The organism is Rhodospirillales bacterium, assembly GCA_016712595.1.
Lineage (GTDB): Bacteria > Pseudomonadota > Alphaproteobacteria > Rhodospirillales > Defluviicoccaceae > Defluviicoccus.
In genome coordinates this window covers 541,263-560,043 of record JADJQT010000001.1, presented here as the reverse complement: position 1 = coordinate 560,043, position 18,781 = coordinate 541,263, and the positions used below count along the sequence as shown (strand labels likewise).

14 protein-coding genes are annotated in these 18,781 nt (G+C 66.6%); 2 read left to right on the top strand and 12 right to left on the bottom strand.

Annotated elements, in window-relative coordinates; all coding sequences use genetic code 11:
- Positions 1-90: 90 nt before the first annotated feature.
- The 5 genes from addA to tsaE are packed head-to-tail and all read right to left on the bottom strand — an operon-like array spanning position 91 to position 9,112.
- Complete coding sequence (gene addA, locus IPK66_02490; protein ID MBK8174191.1) at positions 91-3,651, bottom strand: double-strand break repair helicase AddA; 3,561 nt, start codon at positions 3,649-3,651, stop codon at positions 91-93.
- Entirely contained in the window at positions 3,651-6,668 is a 3,018-nt protein-coding gene (addB, locus tag IPK66_02485; protein ID MBK8174190.1) for a double-strand break repair protein AddB, read from the bottom strand. Before addB ends, addA begins: the two co-directional genes overlap by 1 nt.
- Positions 6,669-6,682: 14 nt before the next feature.
- Positions 6,683-7,426 (bottom strand): nucleotidyltransferase family protein, encoded by a 744-nt coding sequence (locus tag IPK66_02480; protein MBK8174189.1) that lies wholly within the window; start codon positions 7,424-7,426, stop codon positions 6,683-6,685.
- Positions 7,426-8,484 (bottom strand): phosphotransferase, encoded by a 1,059-nt coding sequence (locus tag IPK66_02475; protein ID MBK8174188.1) that lies wholly within the window; start codon positions 8,482-8,484, stop codon positions 7,426-7,428. Before IPK66_02475 ends, IPK66_02480 begins: the two co-directional genes overlap by 1 nt.
- The gene (gene tsaE / locus IPK66_02470; protein MBK8174187.1) at positions 8,441-9,112 is read right to left on the bottom strand and encodes a tRNA (adenosine(37)-N6)-threonylcarbamoyltransferase complex ATPase subunit type 1 TsaE; all 672 of its coding nucleotides are present in this window, start codon (positions 9,110-9,112) and stop codon (positions 8,441-8,443) included. Before tsaE ends, IPK66_02475 begins: the two co-directional genes overlap by 44 nt.
- Between tsaE and IPK66_02465 the strand changes: the two genes are divergently transcribed.
- On the top strand, positions 9,011-10,039 hold the full coding sequence (locus IPK66_02465) for an NAD(P)/FAD-dependent oxidoreductase (protein MBK8174186.1): 1,029 nt from the start codon (positions 9,011-9,013) through the stop codon (positions 10,037-10,039). The genes tsaE and IPK66_02465 overlap by 102 nt on opposite strands.
- Positions 10,040-10,063: 24 nt before the next feature.
- On the opposite strand, the gene ptsP is transcribed toward IPK66_02465, so the two are convergent.
- From ptsP to IPK66_02430, 7 genes are all read right to left on the bottom strand, one after another.
- Entirely contained in the window at positions 10,064-11,842 is a 1,779-nt protein-coding gene (ptsP, locus tag IPK66_02460) for a phosphoenolpyruvate--protein phosphotransferase (GenBank protein MBK8174185.1), read from the bottom strand.
- Positions 11,843-11,972: 130 nt separating this feature from the next.
- Complete coding sequence (locus IPK66_02455) at positions 11,973-12,266, bottom strand: HPr family phosphocarrier protein (GenBank protein MBK8174184.1); 294 nt, start codon at positions 12,264-12,266, stop codon at positions 11,973-11,975.
- Between the two features lie 7 nt (positions 12,267-12,273).
- On the bottom strand, positions 12,274-12,681 hold the full coding sequence (locus IPK66_02450; protein MBK8174183.1) for a PTS sugar transporter subunit IIA: 408 nt from the start codon (positions 12,679-12,681) through the stop codon (positions 12,274-12,276).
- Positions 12,682-12,685: 4 nt separating this feature from the next.
- On the bottom strand, positions 12,686-13,606 hold the full coding sequence (gene rapZ, locus IPK66_02445; GenBank protein ID MBK8174182.1) for an RNase adapter RapZ: 921 nt from the start codon (positions 13,604-13,606) through the stop codon (positions 12,686-12,688).
- A gap of 47 nt (positions 13,607-13,653) precedes the next feature.
- A complete protein-coding gene (locus tag IPK66_02440; protein ID MBK8174181.1) occupies positions 13,654-14,088 on the bottom strand; it encodes an HPr kinase/phosphatase C-terminal domain-containing protein in 435 nt (144 codons plus the stop codon).
- Positions 14,089-14,200: 112 nt separating this feature from the next.
- Positions 14,201-15,889 carry a stimulus-sensing domain-containing protein gene (locus IPK66_02435; protein ID MBK8174180.1) on the bottom strand — a complete coding sequence of 563 codons (1,689 nt, stop codon included), beginning with the start codon at positions 15,887-15,889 and terminating at the stop codon, positions 14,201-14,203.
- A complete protein-coding gene (locus IPK66_02430) occupies positions 15,822-16,511 on the bottom strand; it encodes a response regulator transcription factor (protein MBK8174179.1) in 690 nt (229 codons plus the stop codon). Before IPK66_02430 ends, IPK66_02435 begins: the two co-directional genes overlap by 68 nt.
- An 827-nt stretch (positions 16,512-17,338) precedes the next feature.
- Here IPK66_02430 and IPK66_02425 point away from each other — a divergent pair.
- Positions 17,339-18,649 carry a carbohydrate porin gene (locus tag IPK66_02425; GenBank protein ID MBK8174178.1) on the top strand — a complete coding sequence of 437 codons (1,311 nt, stop codon included), beginning with the start codon at positions 17,339-17,341 and terminating at the stop codon, positions 18,647-18,649.
- Positions 18,650-18,781 lie beyond the last annotated feature (132 nt).

The following is an 18,781-nucleotide window of genomic DNA, read 5'->3' as shown; positions in this document are numbered from 1 at the left end:
GCCTCGCCTGTCAAGCCGGCCCTCACGCCGTCATTACTCACCGGTGCATAGCGCGAAAGTCCAGGTCACGCTGCGTGCCTATCCATCCTCTTAATGATCATCGTCCGTCGCTTCGGAGATGACGGCACCGGGCGTCCAGCGGTCGAGTAGTTCGTCCTCCAGCAGCATCGGCCGGGGCTCTTGGGTCCAGAGCAGGAGGCAGCGCACCGGGCGGTTCGGGTAGAGTTGCTGCAAAAGCGCGCGGTAGGCGGCCATCTGGCGCAGGTAGGCTGGAGCGACACCGTGGGGCGCCGTCGGTGCGGGGCGGTCGGACTTGTAATCGAGGATGGTCACGCCGTCGTTCTCAACGACGAGACGGTCGATCTGTCCGGCGATGATTCGACCGCCGATCTCGCCGGACACGGGCACCTCGGCGCGGCTGGCGGGACCGAAGAGAGCGGAGAATCGCCGGTCGTTGAGCACGGCCATCACCTCGCCGGTCAGCTCTTGCTGCGCTACGGGGTCAAGGTCATGCACGGGGCGCGCCAGCCAGTGGCGGGCCGCGTCCGCGCGCTCTTCCGCCGGTAGCTCGGGTAGCGCCTGCAGCAGCCGATGAACGATACGGCCGCGGCGAAAACGGTCGCCGGCAGCGAGCGGGCTGGTCGCCGGGGGGGCATCGTCGCCGAGGGAGGGGCGCAGCGGCCGCAGGGCCGGCTGCTCGTCTGGCGCGCGCTGCGTCGCCCAGTCCGGCAATGGCGGCGGCGGTGCCGGCTCGCTGGCGACGTGGGGCTCCAGCGCCGCCTCCTGCGCGCAGGTGAGGCGCAGAGCCTGTGGCGATTCAATCAGGCCGCCCGGGCCGGCATGCCGGCTCAGGAACGCATCCTCGATCCATTCACTGCCAGGCGCGTCGGTCAGTCCGCGCTGGATTGCCTCGTACCACGAACCGGCAGCAGGTCCGTCCTTCTGCTTGCGGTTCAGCCAGCCGCAGACGATCAGCCGGTCGCTGGCGCGGGTCATCGCCACGTAGAGGAGGCGGCGGTATTCCTCCGTCTGCCGGCGAGCGACGAGACCGTGCGCTTCGTCGCACACCGCCTCGCGCAGCTCGCCGCGCGGCGGCCACAGCAGAACTTCCGGGTGCATCGTCTTCCCGGTGCGATCGCCGACGATCCACAATAGTTTGTCTTTCGGGGTGGGCGTCTGGCAACTATCTGGCAGGAAGACGATCGGCGCCTGCAACCCTTTGGCGCCGTGCACCGTCATCACCCTGACGGCGTTCTGCTGGCCCTGCTCGGGGTCGCGCTTGATTTCGACGTCACCGGCTTCAAGCCAGTGCAAAAAGCCCTGCAGCGATGGCGCGTGATGGCGCTCGTAGGCGAGGCAGAGCTCGAGGAACTCGGCGATCGGATCCTCCGCCTCGCGGCCGAGCCGGGAGAGCAGGCGGCGACGGCCGCTGTCGGTCGCATCTTCGCCATCGGGAAGGGGGCCGAGAGCTCGATTGAAGAATGCAAAGGGAGGGAGCACGTCGGCAAACGCAAGCTGCGCGCGAAGAAAGCGATAGGCGAAGCGGCAGGGCTCGTCGGTCTCCGCCCGCCACCGCAGCGCCCGCCACAGCGAGCCGGGGCGGTTCCAGGCGAGGGCGAACAGCGCCTCCTCGTCGAAGCCGAGCAGCGGTCCTTTAAGGACCGAGGCCAGGGTTAAGTCGTCGTCGGGGAGAAGCACGAAGCGGCCGAGCGCCATCAGGTCCATGACTGCGAGCTGCTCGGAAAGCAGCATGCGGTCGACCCCGGCAACGGCGATCTGCCGTTCCTTGAGCGCTCGCACCAGCGCTTGCATGAAGGAACCGCGCCGGCGCACCAGGACCATCACGTCGCCAGGGCGGATCGGCCGGCCGTATGCGTGCAGCATCTCGCCATCGTCGAGCATCGCCGCGATCCTGAGCGCGATCAGCGCAGCGAGGCGGTCCGGCGGCGAATCCGCGCTCTCACGGCCGATCGGCGGCGCCCAGGCGGGCGATGCGGCGGGCTCGCGCGCGGCGATGGACGGCCACAGCTCGACCGAGCCGCCGTCGCGCAGGCGGAAGGCCTGATGGACGATGACCTGCGGCTCGAGCGCGATGCTCTGGGCCATCTCCGCATCCTTGAAGGTCGCATCGACGGCCAGGAGCACCGCGCGGGTCGAGCGGAAGGACGTCTGCAACGGGATCGGCCGCCAGCGCCGGTCGGCGGCCTTCACCCGTGCGGCGTACCAGTCGCGACTGAGCAGGAACGCCGCCGGATCAGCGCCCTGGAAGCTGAAGATCGACTGCTTGACGTCGCCGACGGCGAAGATCGTACGGGCGACGTCGCGCCCGCCCGCCCCGGCGAAAAACTCCTGGGTCAGCCCGGTGATCACCCGCCACTGATCGGGGGCGGTGTCCTGTGCCTCGTCGATCAGCAGGTGATCGATGCCGCCGTCGAGCTTGAACAGCACCCAGGCGGCGTCGCTGCCGTCGGCCAGCAGACGGCCGGCGCCGGCGATCAGATCGCCATAGTCGAGCTGTGCGGCCGCCTCCTTCAGGCGACGATAGCTGCGCAGGAGCGCATCGCCGACGACGATCAGCGCCTGGGTCGCCTCGGCGACGACGATGGCGCGCTGGCGCTGGACCAGGCGGTGAAGCCGCCCAGCTTCCGTCAGCACCGCCTCAAGAGTGCCAGGGTGCGCCGCCTCGGTGCCCTTGGTCACCAGGTTCTTCGCGGCGCGGATGGTCCCTTCACCGGTCAGGAACGCGCCGATGTACGCGCTCAATGCCAGCGCCCGCTCGTTCGGGGAGGCAGCCAGCCAGGCAGCGATGGCGGCCGCGCGATTGCTCTCCGCTGCCGTGCCGCCGGCAAGTGTTCCTGCAGCAGCGCGCAGGGCGTCGATATCGAAGGCAGTGTCCACGCATGCGTCGTCGAGCACGCTCGCGCACGTATCACCAGCGGCGAGCCCGAGCACGGCGCGGGCGGCGTCCCCGGCGGCGGCAGCCGAGCCGAACGCCTCGATCAACGGAGTGAGGCGGTCGGGTGGCCTGGCGATTTCGTCCATGAGCTCATCAAAGGCGCCTTCGCGCAGGTACCCGGTCAGCACCGCCAGCGCCGCGGCCAGCGCATCGGCGCCTCGCTCCGCCGCGGCCATCACTTCGTGCCGTGCTTCGGCGAGCAGCGCCTTCGCGTCCCGTTCGTCGAGCACCGTGAAGTGCGGCGGCACCCGGGCCTCGAGCGGGAAGCGGCCGAGCAGCGACTGGCAGAAGGCGTGAATCGTCTGGATGTTGATGCCGCCCGGCGAATCAAGCACCCGGGCGAATAATTGGCGGGCGCGAAGCAGTTGGTGCGCCGTCGGCACGGAGCCGAGCAATTCGATCAGCAGGCAGTGAAGATCGGCTGGCTGGGCGACGGCCCAGATGCCGAGCCGCTGGGCGATGCGGTTCGCCATCTCCGCCGCCGCCGCCTTGGTGTAGGTCAGGCACAAGATGCGCCGGGGCTCGTTGCCGTCCAGCATCAGCCGCAGCACCCGATCGGTCAGCACCTTGGTCTTGCCGGTTCCCGCCGAGGCGGCGACCCAGACGCAGGCGCCGGGATCACTCGCCCCTCGTTGCCATTCGTTGGGATCGTCGGCCGGGCCGGCGCGCTCGGCGGCGAAGAGCGCTCGCTCCATTATTCGTCCGCCTCGTCGCCACCACCGGCCCATTCCTTGACCCGGGCGAGGTGAGCATAGTCGTCGAAGTGCGGCGCGAGGTGGGGGCGGGGTCGCGAGGCGTAGGGCGTTCTGGGATCATCAAAGCACGCGATCAGCTCCCGCAGCCCGCTCAGCGCGTCGTCAGCAAGAGTATCGATGGCTTTGATCCGCTTGACGCCGTCCTTGTCGTCGCCGCGCAGCCGCCAGTATTCGAGCGCGGCGACGGGTCCCGGCCTCATGCCGGTAAACCCGCCTGCCTCGGCGATCGCAGCTTCGAGCGGCAGTTGCGGAGCGAGGCCGGCGAGAACGTCCTTTTCCGATGGCGGCTCGCCGGTTTTGTAATCGATGACGCTGAGCGTTCCATCGGTCAGGCGGTCGATACGATCGGCCTTGGCGACGAGCAGGAAGGCGCCGCCGGGCGTAGCCAGTTCGATCGCGCCATCGATCTCCACCCCTGACGCCGCGACCGCGTCACGCCGCGTCCGTTCGGTATTGACGATCCAGCGGGCGATGCGCTCGAACCGCCGCCACCAGAAGGCGCGCACACCCGGGCGCTGCATCAGTTCGCCGAAGGCATCGCGCCCGCAAACGAGCAGTCGCTCTTCGTCGTCGTCGCGCGCAAAGTTTGGTTTGTCCTCGAGGAAACGGCGGATCGCCGTGTGCACGCAGGTGCCGAAGTCTGCCGCCTCGGGGCTGGCGTCGATTGGCTTCAGCGGCCTCAGCTTGAGGATATGCCGCGCGTAGATGGCGTATGGGTCGCGAATCCACGTCTCGACCTGGGTGACCGACAGACGGCGCGGCCGCGCTTCGCCCGGCGGCGTGGGCGCCGGCGCCTTGCCGGGAACGATGGCGGCCGGCTCGTCGAGCTGGCGCTGCCAGTGCAGCAGGGAGCGGGCAGTCTCGGCGTTGTTCCGCATCCAGGCGCTGTCGCGCAAAAGGGTTTGCAGTCGCAGCAGCCAGCGGCAGGGCACCGTCGGTGCGCCCTCCCGGCGTCGGGCGCGGGTGAGCCAGACCTCGGGTGCCGCGAGGCACTGGGCGAAGTCGTGCGCGGAGAGGCCGATCCGGCGCTCAGGCAGGGGCAGGCCGAAGTCCTGCATCATCGGCCGACTCATCCACGGGCTGGGATGCGCCTTCGGTGGCCAGCTCTCCTCGTTCAGGCTGCCGAGGATCATAACGTCGGCACGTTGCAGACGCGCCTCGAGCGGACCCCAGATGGCGAGGCGCGGATGCCGACCCCAGCGCGGGCGAACAACGCAACCGCCCATCAGCACGTCGAGCAGGTCGGGATACTCGGCAAGCGCGACGAGAGGATCGTGCCGGGCCGCGTGCGCAAGCTCGGAGATGAATCCCGCCAGCGCTTCGCCGGCGTCACTGCGCCACAGGCGTTTGGAGCCTGGGATGCGATCGGTCGCGCCAAGGGCCTCGGCGGTGGCGACGTGGGCGGCAACGATCTCGGCCAAGCTCACCGCGCCGCAGTCACGCAGCCGGGCGAACGGCTGCGTCGCCGCATCCAGTGCGTCCAGCAGATGGGCAAGGTCGTCGGCGACGGCCGGTGAGTCCGCGCGATCAGGATCGCTCACCGGGGTAATTGCCTGGCGCAAGCCGTCCATGCCCGGTGCCGGCCGCAGGCCGCGCAGCGCGTGGTGTTCGAGGTCGCGGACGTGACGGCGGAAGAGCGTTGGCGCCTGTCCGCACGCCGCCAGCGGATGTTTTAGCGCCGCCAGCAGCGGCACCGGCGCGAACCTTTCGACCACCATGCGAGCGATCAGCCGCAGAAACGTCGCCGGTCCGGTCTCGGACAACGGCTGGCCGCCGGAATCGTCGATCGCGATCCCCCAGCGATCGAGCGCGGCGCCGACCCTGCGGGCGAGAAGCCGGTCGGGCGTGACCAGCGCCGCCGTTCGTCCGGGTGCTTCCAGCGTCTGGCGCATGATCAGGGCGATGCTGCGGGCCTCTTCTTCCGGGCTTGCAGCCTCGATGGCGGCGATGCCGTCGCAGGCGGCGGGTGCGATCGGGGGCGCGGCGAACGCCCGCTCGCTGCAGGCTGCCGGCGCGAGGGCGCGCCGGATCAGCTCCGCGCGCCCAAGGTCGACATCACCGATGCCGGGCGCCGGCCAGGGGCGGACATCCTCGCGGGTAATGCCGAAGCGCCGCAGCAGTGCGGCGAGGCCGAATTGCGGATGCGTCTGCGCGAGGGCGAAGTCGGGCTCGTCGGGACCGACGTCGATTGCCCGCCAGACGTCTTCGTCCGCGTAAGTATCGAGTCCGGGCAGCACGACGGCGCCCGCCGGCAGCGAAGCGATCACCTTCAGCAGGTCCGCCGTTGCTGGCTGACTGCCGGTCGAGCCGGCGGCGATCACCGGGGTGGACGGAGGATGCATCCGCCAGGCGGCCGCCTGGGCACTAAGCAGGCGGTCGCGGTGCAACGCCGGATCGATACATCCCTCCGTATCCAGCATCGCCTGCCAGCGCGATGCCAGGGGCTGCAGAAAGGCAAGCGTGACCTGCCAGTGACGGGCGAGGTCGTCCGGAACAAGGCGCCCAAGGTCGCGCAGGTCAAGTCGCTCGGTGTGCACCTGATCGAACAGGCGGGCGAGCTCGCCGGCAAGATGAGCCGCCTGTGCCGGGCGGCTGGCTCCCCCGAGCGCTTCGGTGACGAGCTGGGTCAGCAGCAGGTGCCGGCGCAGGCGCGAAATCGCCGGCGGCAGATCGAACCCGTATCCGCCGCCGATGCCGGAGGCCTCGGCTTCGTCGAAGGCAAGATCGTCCTCATCGACATCGCCCAGCGGGGTCATGCGCGGCAGCAGGATCGGACGCTCGCCCGCCTGGCGGACGAACGCCAGCGACAGGGCGCGGCAGGCCCGCCGGGTCGGCAAAAAAATCCGCGCCGTGGCCAGGGCCTCGGGCGCGGCACCGAGGCGGGCGCGCAGGCCCGCAGCCAGCGCATCGACGAACGGCACGCCTGGCGCAAGGGTGTAGACGCGGGGGGGGCGCACGGCGGGCGCGCCGCTCAGCGCAGAAACGCTTCGGCGCGCGGAATATCCGCCGGCGTGCCGACGTGGCACCAGCCGCCCGCGTGCGCCAGGCCGAACAGGCGCCCCGCAGCGATCGCGCGGTCGTAGAGCAGATTCAGCGAGAAGGCGCCGTTCGGTGCGCCGGTGAACAGGCGCGGATGCAAGATCTGAATGCCGGCGAAAAGGAACGGCGCGCAGGGCCGCTGCCCGCGGCGAACGAGGCGGGTGTCGTTACTTAGGAAGAAATCGCCGGGGCCGTCATAGCCCAGGGCGGTTTGCGTGGGATGCAGCAGTAACAGGCCGTCCATGGCCACGTCGTCCCAGGCCTGGGCGAGTTCGCCCAGCGTCGGCGCCGGCCCGTCGCGCCAGATCACATCGCCATTGATGACGAAGAACCCGCCCTCGCCCAGCATCGGCAGGGCGTTGGCGACGCCGCCGCCGGTCTCCAGCCGTTCCGCCTCGATGCACAGCCGCGTCGGTGGCGAACGGCGCGCGGCGACGTGCCGTTCGACGACATCGGCAAGATGAAAGGCGTTGACCACCACCTGATCGATGCCCGCCGCTTCGAGGAAGTCGAGGGCGCGATCGAGCATCGTTCGCCCAGCGATCTCGATCAGCGGCTTGGGCACACGCAGCGTGATCGGGCGCATCCGCTCGCCGAGTCCCGCAGCCAGCAGCATCGCCCGGCGCGGCGGCCTGTCGCCCCCGCGATGGGTTGAGCCTGCGCGCTCAGCGACCATCACGACGCGGCGACCGCGGGAATGCCTGGGACGTGTCGGGCGGCGCCGGGCAGGAACTCGCCAAACCAGGCGGCAAGCGCATTCAGTTCCGGGCGATCGAGCGTCGCCTCGAGCAGCCGCCAGACGCGCGGAATATGCGCGAGGTATGCGGGTTTGCCGTCGCGCCGGCTGAGGCGGGTGAAGATGCCGATCACCTTGCAATGCCGCTGCGCCGCGAGCACGGCGAAGCTGCGAGCGAAGCCATCGACGTCGATTTTTCCCGCCATGGCCTGGCGATAATGGTCGAGCATCTCCTGCTTAAGGTCGGGGGCGACGTCCCTACGCGCGTCCTCGAGCAGCGACATCAGATCATAGGCGCCGGGTCCAGTGACGGCGTCCTGGAAGTCGAGGAGTCCGCAGGCGGCGACACCGCTGCGCGCCGGCAACCGCATCAGGTTGTCGACGTGAAAATCGCGCAAAACGAGGCCAGCCTCTTCGGCGAGCAGCGGCTCCAGGGCTTCGTGCCACGCGGCGATGAACGCCGCACGCGCGGCCTCGCTCGCCGGCCGGCCCTGGATCGCCGGGATATACCAGTCGACGAGCAGCAGCGCTTCGTCGATGAGGCGCTGACGATCGTAGGCGGGAAGGCCCGGCGGCAAGGCACGATCGGCGGGCAGCCGGTGCAGGTGGATCAGCACGTCGACGGCGAGGCGGTATAAGGTGGCGGCATCGGCGCCACTGTCGAGCAGCCGCGTATAGGTCTCGTCGCCGAAATCTTCGATCAGCAGCAGCCCGGCGGCAACGTCGGCATGGAGCAGGGCCGGGGCGCTGAGGCCGAGGCCAGTGAGGTGCCGGGCGATGCGGACGAAGGGGCGGACGTCTTCGCGTTCGGGCGGCGCGTCCATCAGCATCGCTGTGGCACCGTTGCGGCGCACGCGGTGATAGCGGCGAAACGAAGCGTCGCCGGCGAGCGCGTGAACCTCGGCTCCCCGCCAGCCGGCCTCGTCCAGAAAGTCCGCGATCCGGGCGGCGCGCTCAGACAAGGTCCGCTCCGTGCAAACGCTCGTGCCAGACGGCATCGCCGGTGATGAGCACGCAGCGCGCGTCTTGGCCCGCCCCGAAACGGAACAGTATGCCCAGACGCGGCGACGGCAGCAGCCGTCCGAGACGCTCGGGCCATTCGATCAAGGAGATGCCGGTGGCGAATGCCTCCTCAATCCCGAGTTCCCAGGCTTCTTCGGGATCGGCAATGCGGTAGAGGTCGAAGTGCCAGATCGCCGCGCCGTCTGGTGTGGGCGGCTCGTAGACCTGGACCAGCGTAAAGGTCGGACTCGGCACCTCCTCGTCGCCGGTGCCACGAGCGCGGATGAAGGCCCGGGCGAAGGCGGTTTTTCCGCAACCGAGATCGCCGCTCAGGGCAAGAACGTCCCCCGCGCGCGTCAACGCCGCGAGGCGCGCTGCCAGCGCCGCCGTCTGCGCTTCGTTCGCGAGCGGAAATTCGGCTTCGAACCCACCCGCCGAGACGCTTGAACCGGCACGCGAGCCGGACCATTCTTCCCGCCCCGCAGCAGACGCGGCAACCGCTACGACCAAGGGTGATCTCTCATGACGACCGATGCTTTGCGCGCCGATGTGGCGATCATCGGCGCCGGTCCGGTCGGACTGTTCGCCATATTCGAGTGTGGCATGCTCGGACTGACCTGTCATGTCTTCGACGCGCTCAGCGCGGCGGGCGGCCAATGCATGGCACTTTATCCGGAAAAGCCGATCTTTGACATTCCGGGGTACCCGAGCATTCTGGGCGCCGAACTCGTCGACAGACTCGTGCAACAGGCAGCGCCGTTCAAGCCCGTTTATCACCTTGGCGCACCGGTGACGGACGTGGTGCCGATGGACGGCGGCGCCTGGCGGGTCGGCACGGGCAAGGGCGCGCCGGTCGAGGTCACGGCGGTAATCGTTGCGGGCGGCGTCGGGGCGTTCGGCCCCAACCGTCCGCCACTCGATGGAATCGAGCGCTTCGAGGGTGGTGCCGCGGGCCGCGGCGTTCACTATCTCGTCGCCCGCCGGGAGGACTTTCGCGGGCGGCGGGTGGTGATTGCTGGCGGCGGTGATTCGGCGGTCGACTGGGCAGTCTCCCTCGCCGAGGTGGCGGAGCAGGTCTTTGTCGTTCACCGTCGTGATAAGTTTCGCGCCGCGCCAGGAAGCGTCGGAAAGCTTCGCGCACTGGCGGCGCAGAAGCGAATCGATCTGATAGTTCCCTATCAGCTCCACGCCCTGGAGGAGCGCGACGGCGCGATGTCGGCGGTCATCGTCGCCGACTTTGACGGCGGGACCCGGCGGCTTGCCGCCGACGCGTTGCTGCCCTTCTTTGGCCTGTCGCAGAATCTCGGTCCGATCGCGCAGTGGGGCCTGCGCCTGCACCGAAACCATATCGCCGTCGATCCGGCGACCTGCGCCGCCGGGCAGCAGGGGATCTTCGCGATCGGCGATGTCGTCACCTATCCCGGGAAATTAAAGCTGATTCTCACCGGCTTTGCCGAAGCGGCGATGGCGGCACACGCCATCCATCCGCTCGTCCATCCCGGCGAAGTGCTGCACTTCGAATATTCGACGACTAAGGGTGTGCCGCAATAGGGGCAGCCCACGCAGGCGTCGCCGCTAAGCCATCTGGTTGGCGAACTCGTCGAGCAGCAGGCGGATGCGCAGCGGGTCGGTTTCGTCCATGATCATCTGCACGCGTCGCTGCGCCGCCAGCAGATCGAGATCAAGGATACGGCGCTTGACGCGGGGAATGTTGCTCGCGGTCATCGACAGTTCGCGGAAGCCGAGGCCGAGCAGCAGCGGCGCGAATACCGGATCGCCGGCGATCTCGCCGCAGGCGCACACCGGGATTCGCGCGCGCAGAGCGGCGGCCGCGGCGAACTGGATCATGCGCAGGACTCCCGGATGCAGCGGATCGTAGAGATGGGCGACGCGTTCGTCGCTGCGGTCGATCGCAAGCGTATACATCGTCAGGTCGTTCGAGCCGACGGCAAAGAAATCGCTCACCAGCGCCAGCGCATCGGCGGTTAGCGCCGCTCCCGGAACCTCGATCATCGGGCCGAGCGGCGGCAGCGTCGTCGGAATGTCGACGCCGCGGCGAAACAGCCGGCGCGCCGCCCGCGCCAGCACGTCGCGGGCGGCGCGGATTTCGGCGACGCTGGTGACCATCGGCAGCAGGATGCGCACCGGCCCATGGGCGCTGGCGCGCAGGATGGCGCGAAACTGGGTTTCGAGCAATTCGATGTGCGCCAAGGACAAGCGGATGCCGCGTACACCCAGGGGTGAGGTGGCGCTGTTGCCGAACTGGCCGACGAAGGGCATGGCTCCCTTGTCACCGCCGAGATCGAGGGTGCGGATAGTGACGCACTCGCCAGCGGCACGTTCGACCAGGTCGCGCAGGGCCTCATACTGCTCGCTCTCGGACGGGGCCGTCGCCCGGTTCATGAACAGGAATTCGGTGCGCAACAGCCCGATGCCCGCGGCTCCGGAGCGGGCGACGTGATCCATCTCCATCGGCAGCTCGACATTCGCCCGCAGGCTGACGGTCACGCCGTCACGGGTGATCGCCGGCTGGCCGGCGAGCCGGCGCAAGTCCCGCTCTTCCTGCCGCTGCCGCCCGCGCCGCCGCTCATAGTCCTCGAGGGAAGCCGACGAGGGATGAATAAGGATACGGCCGTTATCGCCATCGACGAGAACCGGATCGCCGGTGCGAACCGATTGCAGCAGCCCCGTGGCACCCAATACGGCCGGAAGGCCGAGTGCGCGGGCGAGAATTGCGGTATGTCCTTGCGGACCGCCCATCTGCGCGGCGATGCCGAGGACGTCGTCGGGCTTGAGTTGCGCGGTTTCGGCCGGTGTCAATTCCTCGGCGATCAGCACGCTGCCACGTGGCACGGCAAAGAGCGGTGTGTCCGGTTCATGCATCAGCTGAGCAAGCACGCGGTTCCCGACCTCGCGGATGACGTCGGCGCGCGACGCGAGGTAGGCGTCCTCCATTGCCCGGAAACTGCCGCAAATGGCGGTGACCTCGGACTGGACGGCGGATTCGGCGTTCAAACGCTCAACGGCGATGCGCGCGTTGGCGCTGCGCAGTAGTCGCGAATCCTTGAGCATCAGCAGATAAGCGTCGAGCAGATAGACGACGTCCTCGCTCATCCAGTCCGCACCATCCTTCGCGCGCTGCAGCGTTTTCGCCCGCAACCGGCTGAGCTGGCGCCGCGCGCGTAACACCGCTTCGCGCAAACGGCGATGCTCTGCTGCAACCTCGTCCGGATGCAGGTGATACTCCGGGACGCGCGGGCGGCCGCTCTCGCAGACAAACGCAACCCCCATCCCGACGCCAGGCGCAGCGCCGAGCCCTTCGACGACCCGTTCGTGTACGACCTGTTCGGTCATTTCCTTCCCAAAGCGTAGGCTTCGCTTATCTTTTCGTTGATTGCCTTTTTGTTGGCCGGGCGCTGTTGTCGCGCCGTTCTCCGCTCACCGGGCGGTCTTTATTTCCAGCGCTGCTCTTTGCGCCGGTGCATTAGTCCTCTTCGAATCTGGCTTCGATGATCTGGCCCAGCGTGGTGATCGCTTCTTCCGCTTCGCGTCCGACGGCGGCGATCTCGAGTTCCGTTCCCGGACCTGCGCCCAACATCATCAGTCCGAGGATCGATCGGCCAGAAACGGTGGTGCCACGTCTCGAGACGGTGATCTCGGCATCGAAGCCGGACGCGAGCTTGACGAACTTGGCTGCGGCGCGCGCGTGCAATCCCCGCCGGTTGGCGATCACGGCCGTGCACCTTAGAATGTCCCCGTCGCGGCTGAATTCGACCATGCGCCGCTCACGTTTCCTCCTGAGTGAGAAGACGCGAAGCGATGTTAATGTATTTCCGGCCGGCTTCCTGAGCACTTTGCGCCGCCTCTTCGAGAGAATCCGTCTGCCGGACGCTCGCCAGCTTGATCAGCATCGGCAGGTTGACTCCGGCGATCACCTCGACGCTGGCCTTATCCATGATGGAAATGGCGAGATTCGAGGGTGTGCCGCCGAACATGTCGGTGAGCAGCACGACACCGTTGCCTTCCTCCGCCTGCGCGACGCTCTCAAGGATCTGCGCGCGCCGTTGCTCCATATCGTCGTCCGGACCGATCGAGACGGCGGAAATATTCACCTGCGGACCGACGACGTGCTCAAGCGCTGAAATAAGCTCGTCTCCAAGCCGCCCGTGAGTGACGATGACCAGACCAATCATGATCTCACGAAACCCTTGTCTCCGCATCGGTTTGTGTTCGATTCGACCGGTCCAGATCGCGGTGAAGTAACTGTACGCGTTGTTCCTGGCTCTTGAGCCATGCGGCCAACTCTTCGGCGACAAAAACGGATCGATGACGGCCGCCGGTGCAGCCGATCGCAATGGTCAAATAGCTCTTCCCTTCGGCCACATAGCGGGGCAGCAGAGGCTGCAACAACCGCAAGAGGGACTCAAAGAAGGTCGCGTAGGCGGAATCGCCGCGAATGAACTGCGCGATTGGTGGATCGCGGCCGGTCAGCGCCTTCAATTCGGCTTGATAATACGGATTGGACAGAAAACGCACGTCGAAAACGAGATCAGCGTCTCGCGGCAGCCCCGAGCGGAACGAAAAGGACAGCACCTGAACGGTCAGTTCGTCGTGAAGCTCGACCGCGAAGTGCCCTTGCAGGATCTGCTTGAGATGGCCGGGATTGAGGCCGGTGGTATCAATCGTCAGATTGGCCGACGTGCGCAACGCGGAAAGGACCTGCCGCTCGTGGGCGATACCCTCGATCAGCGGCAAGGGATCGGCCAGCGGATGGCGGTGCCGGGTCGCCGTATAACGCTGCCGCAATTCCTCATCGTCACAATAAAGGAACACGAGCTGGATACTGACGCCCTCCTCGCTGCGCATCCGCTCAATAGCGGCGATGCAGGCATCAACGCCAAAGTCGCGCGTCCGCACGTCGACACCGATCGCGAGGTTTCGACGCGCCTGCGGGGGCTCACCCGCTTCGGCACGAAGCAGGCGCGGCAAAAGACGCAAGGGCAAATGATCAATGCATTCGAAGCCGATGTCCTCGAGCACTTTCAGCGCCGTCGTCTTTCCCGCGCCGGACATCCCGGTGATGAGCAGGACGTTCTGGCCGGTTGCAGAATCGTCCATCGTCGGCGATAGCGCCATGATCTCCTCAGGCGGGCTACGACTGTCGCTCATTCAACGCTCACTATACGTCCACAGACGAGGCCGACGACAGCCCGAACCTTGCTCGCCGACGACGGCTCCAGCGCCGTCAGTCGATAATACGGCAACCGCACACCGAGAATCTCGACGCTGTCCGGCGCCGGCATCCGCTCGACGCTGTCGCCATCGACAAGATCGATAACCAGATCCAGCCGCACCGATGCTTTCGCCGGCATGCGGAGAACGCCGATTCCCCGCACCTCGAGCAGGCCTGCTAAGGCCTCGGGCGCGCTGGCCGTCACCGCTCCCCCCGCCGCTTCGGCGCAGGTATAATCATCGGAGACAAGGCACGCACCCACGTCGATCAGGCGCAAGGCAAGATCGGATTTGCCCGAGCCGGATGGGCCGCGCAAGAGTACACCCGCTCCGTCGATCGCTACACACGTGCCGCGCAAGCGCTCCATCACGATACAACGTGCAACGCGTCGCCATCAGGTGTCAATCATGGCTGCCCGCGGAGCTGCGGAACCCGGTGTCGATGCCGCACGAAAAAAAGCCACCGCGACCCTCGGCGCCCTATTCTCCGGGCAGCCGGACGACGAATCGGGCGCCGGCGATCCGGCCCGTGGGGTCGCGGCGATTTTCGGCGACGATGGTTCCGCCATGAGCCTCGACGATCTGCTTCGAGATACTGAGGCCAAGGCCGGAATGCTGGCCAAATTTCTCGTCCTGCGGACGCTCAGAATAGAATCGCTGAAAGATGTCGTCCTCGAGTCCTTCCGGAATCCCCGGTCCCTGATCGAGCACTTCGGCGACCACCTGCTTGCCTTCGCGCCGGGCCTTAAGAGTAATCGCGCTAGCGGGCGGACTGAAGGACAGAGCGTTGGCGATCAGATTGCGGAACACCTGGACCAGCCGTCCCTCGACGCCGTTGACGACGAGGCCCCGTCGGTGATCGACGTCGAGAATAAGCCGCACCTGTCGCTGCATCGCGGTGCTCTCGGTCACGTCCATCAGCGCCGCCAGCATCCGGCGGATGTCGACGGCGGCGGAGTTTTCGCGCGACAGCTCGGCATCGAGGCGCGAAGCGTCGGAAATATCGCTGATCAGGCGATCGAGGCGGCTGACGTCTTCGAGGATGATGTTCATCAGCTTTTGGCGCCGCTCGGGATCGGTGATCCGGGCGGCGGTTTCGACGGCGCTGCGCAGCGACGTCAGCGGGTTCTTGAGTTCGTGGGCGACGTCAGCGGCGAATCGCTCGATCGCGTCGATGCGCAGCCACAGGGCTTGCGTCATGTCGCGCAGCGCCGCCGCGAGCCGGCCGATCTCGTCGCGCCGCGTTCCGAAGTCGGGGATCGTGTGTCGGCGGTGGCGATCGCTACGTACTAGTTCCGCGGCCGCCGCCAGCCGCAGGATCGGCCGCGCGATAGTGCCAGCGAGATAAATCGAAAGCAGCACGGTAATCGCTAGCGCCGCGAGGAACCACTTGAACACGTCGAGCCGGACCTTCAGGACCGCCGTATCGATATCGGTGGAGTCCTTGGTCAGCATCAGGGCGGCAAGCACTTGCTTGTAGCGCTGGACGGGAACCGCGACGCTGAGCACCATGCCGCCATTGGCGTCGGCGCGAACCGTCGTCGCCGCCTCGCCGGAAAGCGCCAACATCACCTCCGGGTAGTCGCGCCCGGCCTGAACCGCGTTTTCGACGTAGAGTGGCAGGTCTTCGCAGCTCCACAGGCGCGTCAGGATGCGGTCGTAACCAGCAAGAAGGTCCTTGACCTGCTGCCCTTCGGTACGCGGCGCCGGCAATTCTTCGATCTGCACCGATCCGCCGGGACCGCCGAGGACGAGGCTGTCGGCGACGAGCGTGCCGTCCTCGTTGAACAGGCGGGCGCGGAAATGCGACGTCTCGATCAGACGGCGAACAATCTGCTGCGCCATCAGCGGGATCAGGCCTTCGGTTCCCGATGAATCGGCGAACGTCGCGCTCTCGCCGACAGCCGCCGCGAACAGGTTCGCCTCGCTGCGCATGGTCGCGAGTTCGGCCGCGATCAGGCCGCGCCGATATTCGTCCAAATAAAGCATGCCGGCGAACAGAAAACCGAGCGCCAGCAAGTTGACGGCGAGAATGCGCCGGGTGATCGGCGAAATCCCCGCCCGCCGCGGCGACTTGCGGCGGGAAAGGGCGGGCTGGCCGTCAGGTGGCGCGGTAGCGATATCCAACCCCGTAGAGCGTTTCAATGTGCGCGAAATCCGTATCGACATCCTTGAATTTCTTGCGCAGGCGTTTGATGTGGCTGTCGATGGTCCGGTCGTCGACATAGATGTGCTCGCCGTAGGCTGCGTCGATCAATTGATCGCGGCTCTTGACATGACCCGGCCGGCGGGCGAGAGCCTGGACGAGCAGGAACTCCGTCACCGTCAGCGCGACTTCGCGACCTTTCCACGTACACAGGTGGCGGGTATGGTCGAGGACGAGTTCACCCCGGCGCATGCCCTCCGCTTCGCCGGCGTTCGGTGCTGCGGCCAAGCGTCGGCGCAGCACCGCGCGAATCCGTTCGATCAGCAGGCGTTGCGAAAACGGCTTGGTGATGTAGTCGTCCGCGCCCATGCGCAGACCCAGCATTTCATCCAGTTCGTCGTCCTTGGAGGTGAGGAAGATCACCGGAACGTCGCTGTTCTGGCGCAGCTTACCGAGGAGTTCGAGCCCGTCCATCCGCGGCATCTTGATATCGAGAATGGCAAGGTCAACCGCCTGGCTCGACAACCCCGCCAGCGCGTCGGCGCCGTCGGTGAAGGTCAGAACGCGGAACCCTTCAGCTTCCAGCGCCATGGACACGGAGGCAAGGATATTCCGGTCGTCGTCCACGAGCGCGATGGTTTCGATCACGATCCTATACCCCGTATTCGTTTGTTGCCGCGCGCCCCTCGATAAGTGCAAGGCCGCATCGGCAATGTCGGGCGCGGGTCTCTTTGCGATCATTATAATGGCGATTATGCGGCGAGGACATGTGCTTATGCGCGAGGCGACTGACACTCTGGCTGTCGGCACTGCGGTATTTCACCCAGGACTGTCCCGAACGGAGTAAAAACGCCGCTTTGGCGGGCATACAATTTTTTTGGTCCGCAGGCTGGACCGCGCAGCACCTTCCGCCCGCAAGCCTCGCTGCCGTGGCGCGAAAGGACCCCATCAAGGCGCAAGCTGTTTCGCGTTGGCAACAGTGCGCTGCCTAATCCTCAAGCAGCTTTCTATGCGAATGAAAATCATTTGCGTTCTCAATGAGAGCGGTGCTCACTTTCGCCGTTGTGCGAGAGGACGAGGGAGAGAGGGATTTGCAAAAGCCAGCCAAATATCGCCAAAAACCATCGGCGAAGTCCTTCTTGGGCGGAAAAGTCAAGGTATCCATGCAGCAGCAGAGCCACCTGCGAGCCGGCAGGCACCCGGCGCAGCGCGACCGGAGGTCGGATAGGAGCATCGGCATTTCCGCTATGCCTCAGATCAAAATTGCCCTAAATGGGGATATTTAGCCGCGCCGACCTGGGGCAAAATGCCAGATACAAGGTTATAACATTGCATTATACTTACGGCAGACAAACGCACGCCGTGTCGCCGGCGATACCGACCGACTCGAGCGATGGGCAGCCCGTCTGACGGACGGCCAACGTCCCCTCCCGCACGCAATGATCAACCACTGAAAAGGGGAAGGATCGAAGATGTTGATCAAACGAGGCACCAGCCTGCTCGCCAGCATGACGTTGATGACCGGCGTTGCGCCTGCCCTCGCCCAGGACCTGGACGACTGGCTCCGGGGTGACTACGCCACTGGCGACTGGGGCGGCGCGCGGACCCGGCTCGAAGAGGCCGGCATCACCCCAGAGATGGCCTATAGCACCGATCTCCTCGCCGTCCACAACGGCAATGCCGGCAGCGGCGACGGCTGGGACTATGCCGGCCGGGTTGACGCCGGCCTGGATTTCGACCTCGAAAAGCTCGCCGGTATTCCCGGCCTCAGCTTCTACGCCAGCGCCGCCTGGTCGTCGGGCTCCGATCTTTCGGAACATCAGGTCGGTAACATCTTTGCCGTGCAGCAGATGTTTACCGGCGAGAAGGTCCGCCTCGGGCAGCTCTACCTGCAGCAGCACTTGTTTGACGATCAGCTCACATTGAAGGTCGGCCGGCTGACCACCGAGAACGATTTCCTATCGTCGGACATCTATGCCAATTACGTCAACGGCGGCATCAACGGCACCCCGTCGAATGTCCCGGACAGCAATGCCGGCTTTACCACAGCGCCGTTCTCCCAGTGGGGAGCCTCGGCGGCCTATGAGCCGGCAGACAACCTGCGGCTCGCCCTCGGCGTCTACAACGCCGACGATAAAGCCAACGAGGACAAGCGCCACGGCGTCGATTTCGCTCTCGACGGCGATGCCGTCTTTGTCATCGGCGAGGTCGGCTATAGCTGGAACCAGCCGATCGATGAAGAAAACACAGGGGCGACGGAGGCGGCCCATCAGCCCGAGTTGCAGCCGGAGGCGGTGTCCTCGGTTCCCGGCGCCTTGCCTGGCACGGTCAAGCTCGGCGGCTTCTTCGAAAGCGGCAACCGCGAGGACATCAAGGACGGCCGCAAGAAGGAAGGCAGCCCCGGCTTTTACATCTCCGCAGAGCAGATGGTCTATCGCGAAGGCGATGCGGGAAACCAAGGCCTGACCCCGTGGCTGGTCCTCACCTACATGCCTCGCGAGTCGATCAACGAGTTGCCGCTCTTTGTCGGCGGTGGGCTCGTCTATAAAGGGCTGATCCCGACCCGCGACAACGACAACGCCGCCATCGGCCTCTTCTACGGCCAGCTTTCCGACGACGCCCAGCCGGGTGGCTCGGAAAAGGTCCTCGAATTTGCCTATACCGCGCAGCTCACGCCCTGGTTCTACGTTCGTCCCGACCTGCAGCTCGTCTTCGATCCTTCCGGCGTGTCCAGCGCCGATACCGCGATCGTCGGTGGCGGCGAAATCGGCATCGTCTTCTGAGCGCCAACAACCCTGGACCCGAGCCCAGCCGCACCACCATCCAATCGCCGTCACAGGCGTCGGTCGGATATGGTCTCAAGTAAAGGGCGGCGCCCTCGTCTGATCGGGGATCTTTGGATCTCGTCGGGTGGG

Bases quoted from the DNA above. Each gene is read 5' to 3' on its own strand.
- addA (MBK8174191.1), bottom strand. From the start codon at position 3,651: ATGGAGCGAGCGCTCTTCGCCGCCGAGCGCGCCGGCCCGGCCGACGAT.
- IPK66_02480 (MBK8174189.1), bottom strand. From the start codon at position 7,426: ATGGTCGCTGAGCGCGCAGGCTCAACCCATCGCGGGGGCGACAGGCCG.
- IPK66_02475 (MBK8174188.1), bottom strand. From the start codon at position 8,484: ATGCCGTCTGGCACGAGCGTTTGCACGGAGCGGACCTTGTCTGAGCGC.
- IPK66_02465 (MBK8174186.1), top strand. From the start codon at position 9,011: ATGACGACCGATGCTTTGCGCGCCGATGTGGCGATCATCGGCGCCGGT.
- tsaE (MBK8174187.1), bottom strand. From the start codon at position 9,112: ATGACAGGTCAGTCCGAGCATGCCACACTCGAATATGGCGAACAGTCC.
- ptsP (MBK8174185.1), bottom strand. From the start codon at position 11,842: ATGACCGAACAGGTCGTACACGAACGGGTCGTCGAAGGGCTCGGCGCT.
- IPK66_02455 (MBK8174184.1), bottom strand. From the start codon at position 12,266: ATGGTCGAATTCAGCCGCGACGGGGACATTCTAAGGTGCACGGCCGTG.
- IPK66_02450 (MBK8174183.1), bottom strand. From the start codon at position 12,681: ATGATTGGTCTGGTCATCGTCACTCACGGGCGGCTTGGAGACGAGCTT.
- rapZ (MBK8174182.1), bottom strand. From the start codon at position 13,606: ATGGACGATTCTGCAACCGGCCAGAACGTCCTGCTCATCACCGGGATG.
- IPK66_02440 (MBK8174181.1), bottom strand. From the start codon at position 14,088: ATGGAGCGCTTGCGCGGCACGTGTGTAGCGATCGACGGAGCGGGTGTA.
- IPK66_02435 (MBK8174180.1), bottom strand. From the start codon at position 15,889: ATGTCGATACGGATTTCGCGCACATTGAAACGCTCTACGGGGTTGGAT.
- IPK66_02425 (MBK8174178.1), top strand. From the start codon at position 17,339: ATGTTGATCAAACGAGGCACCAGCCTGCTCGCCAGCATGACGTTGATG.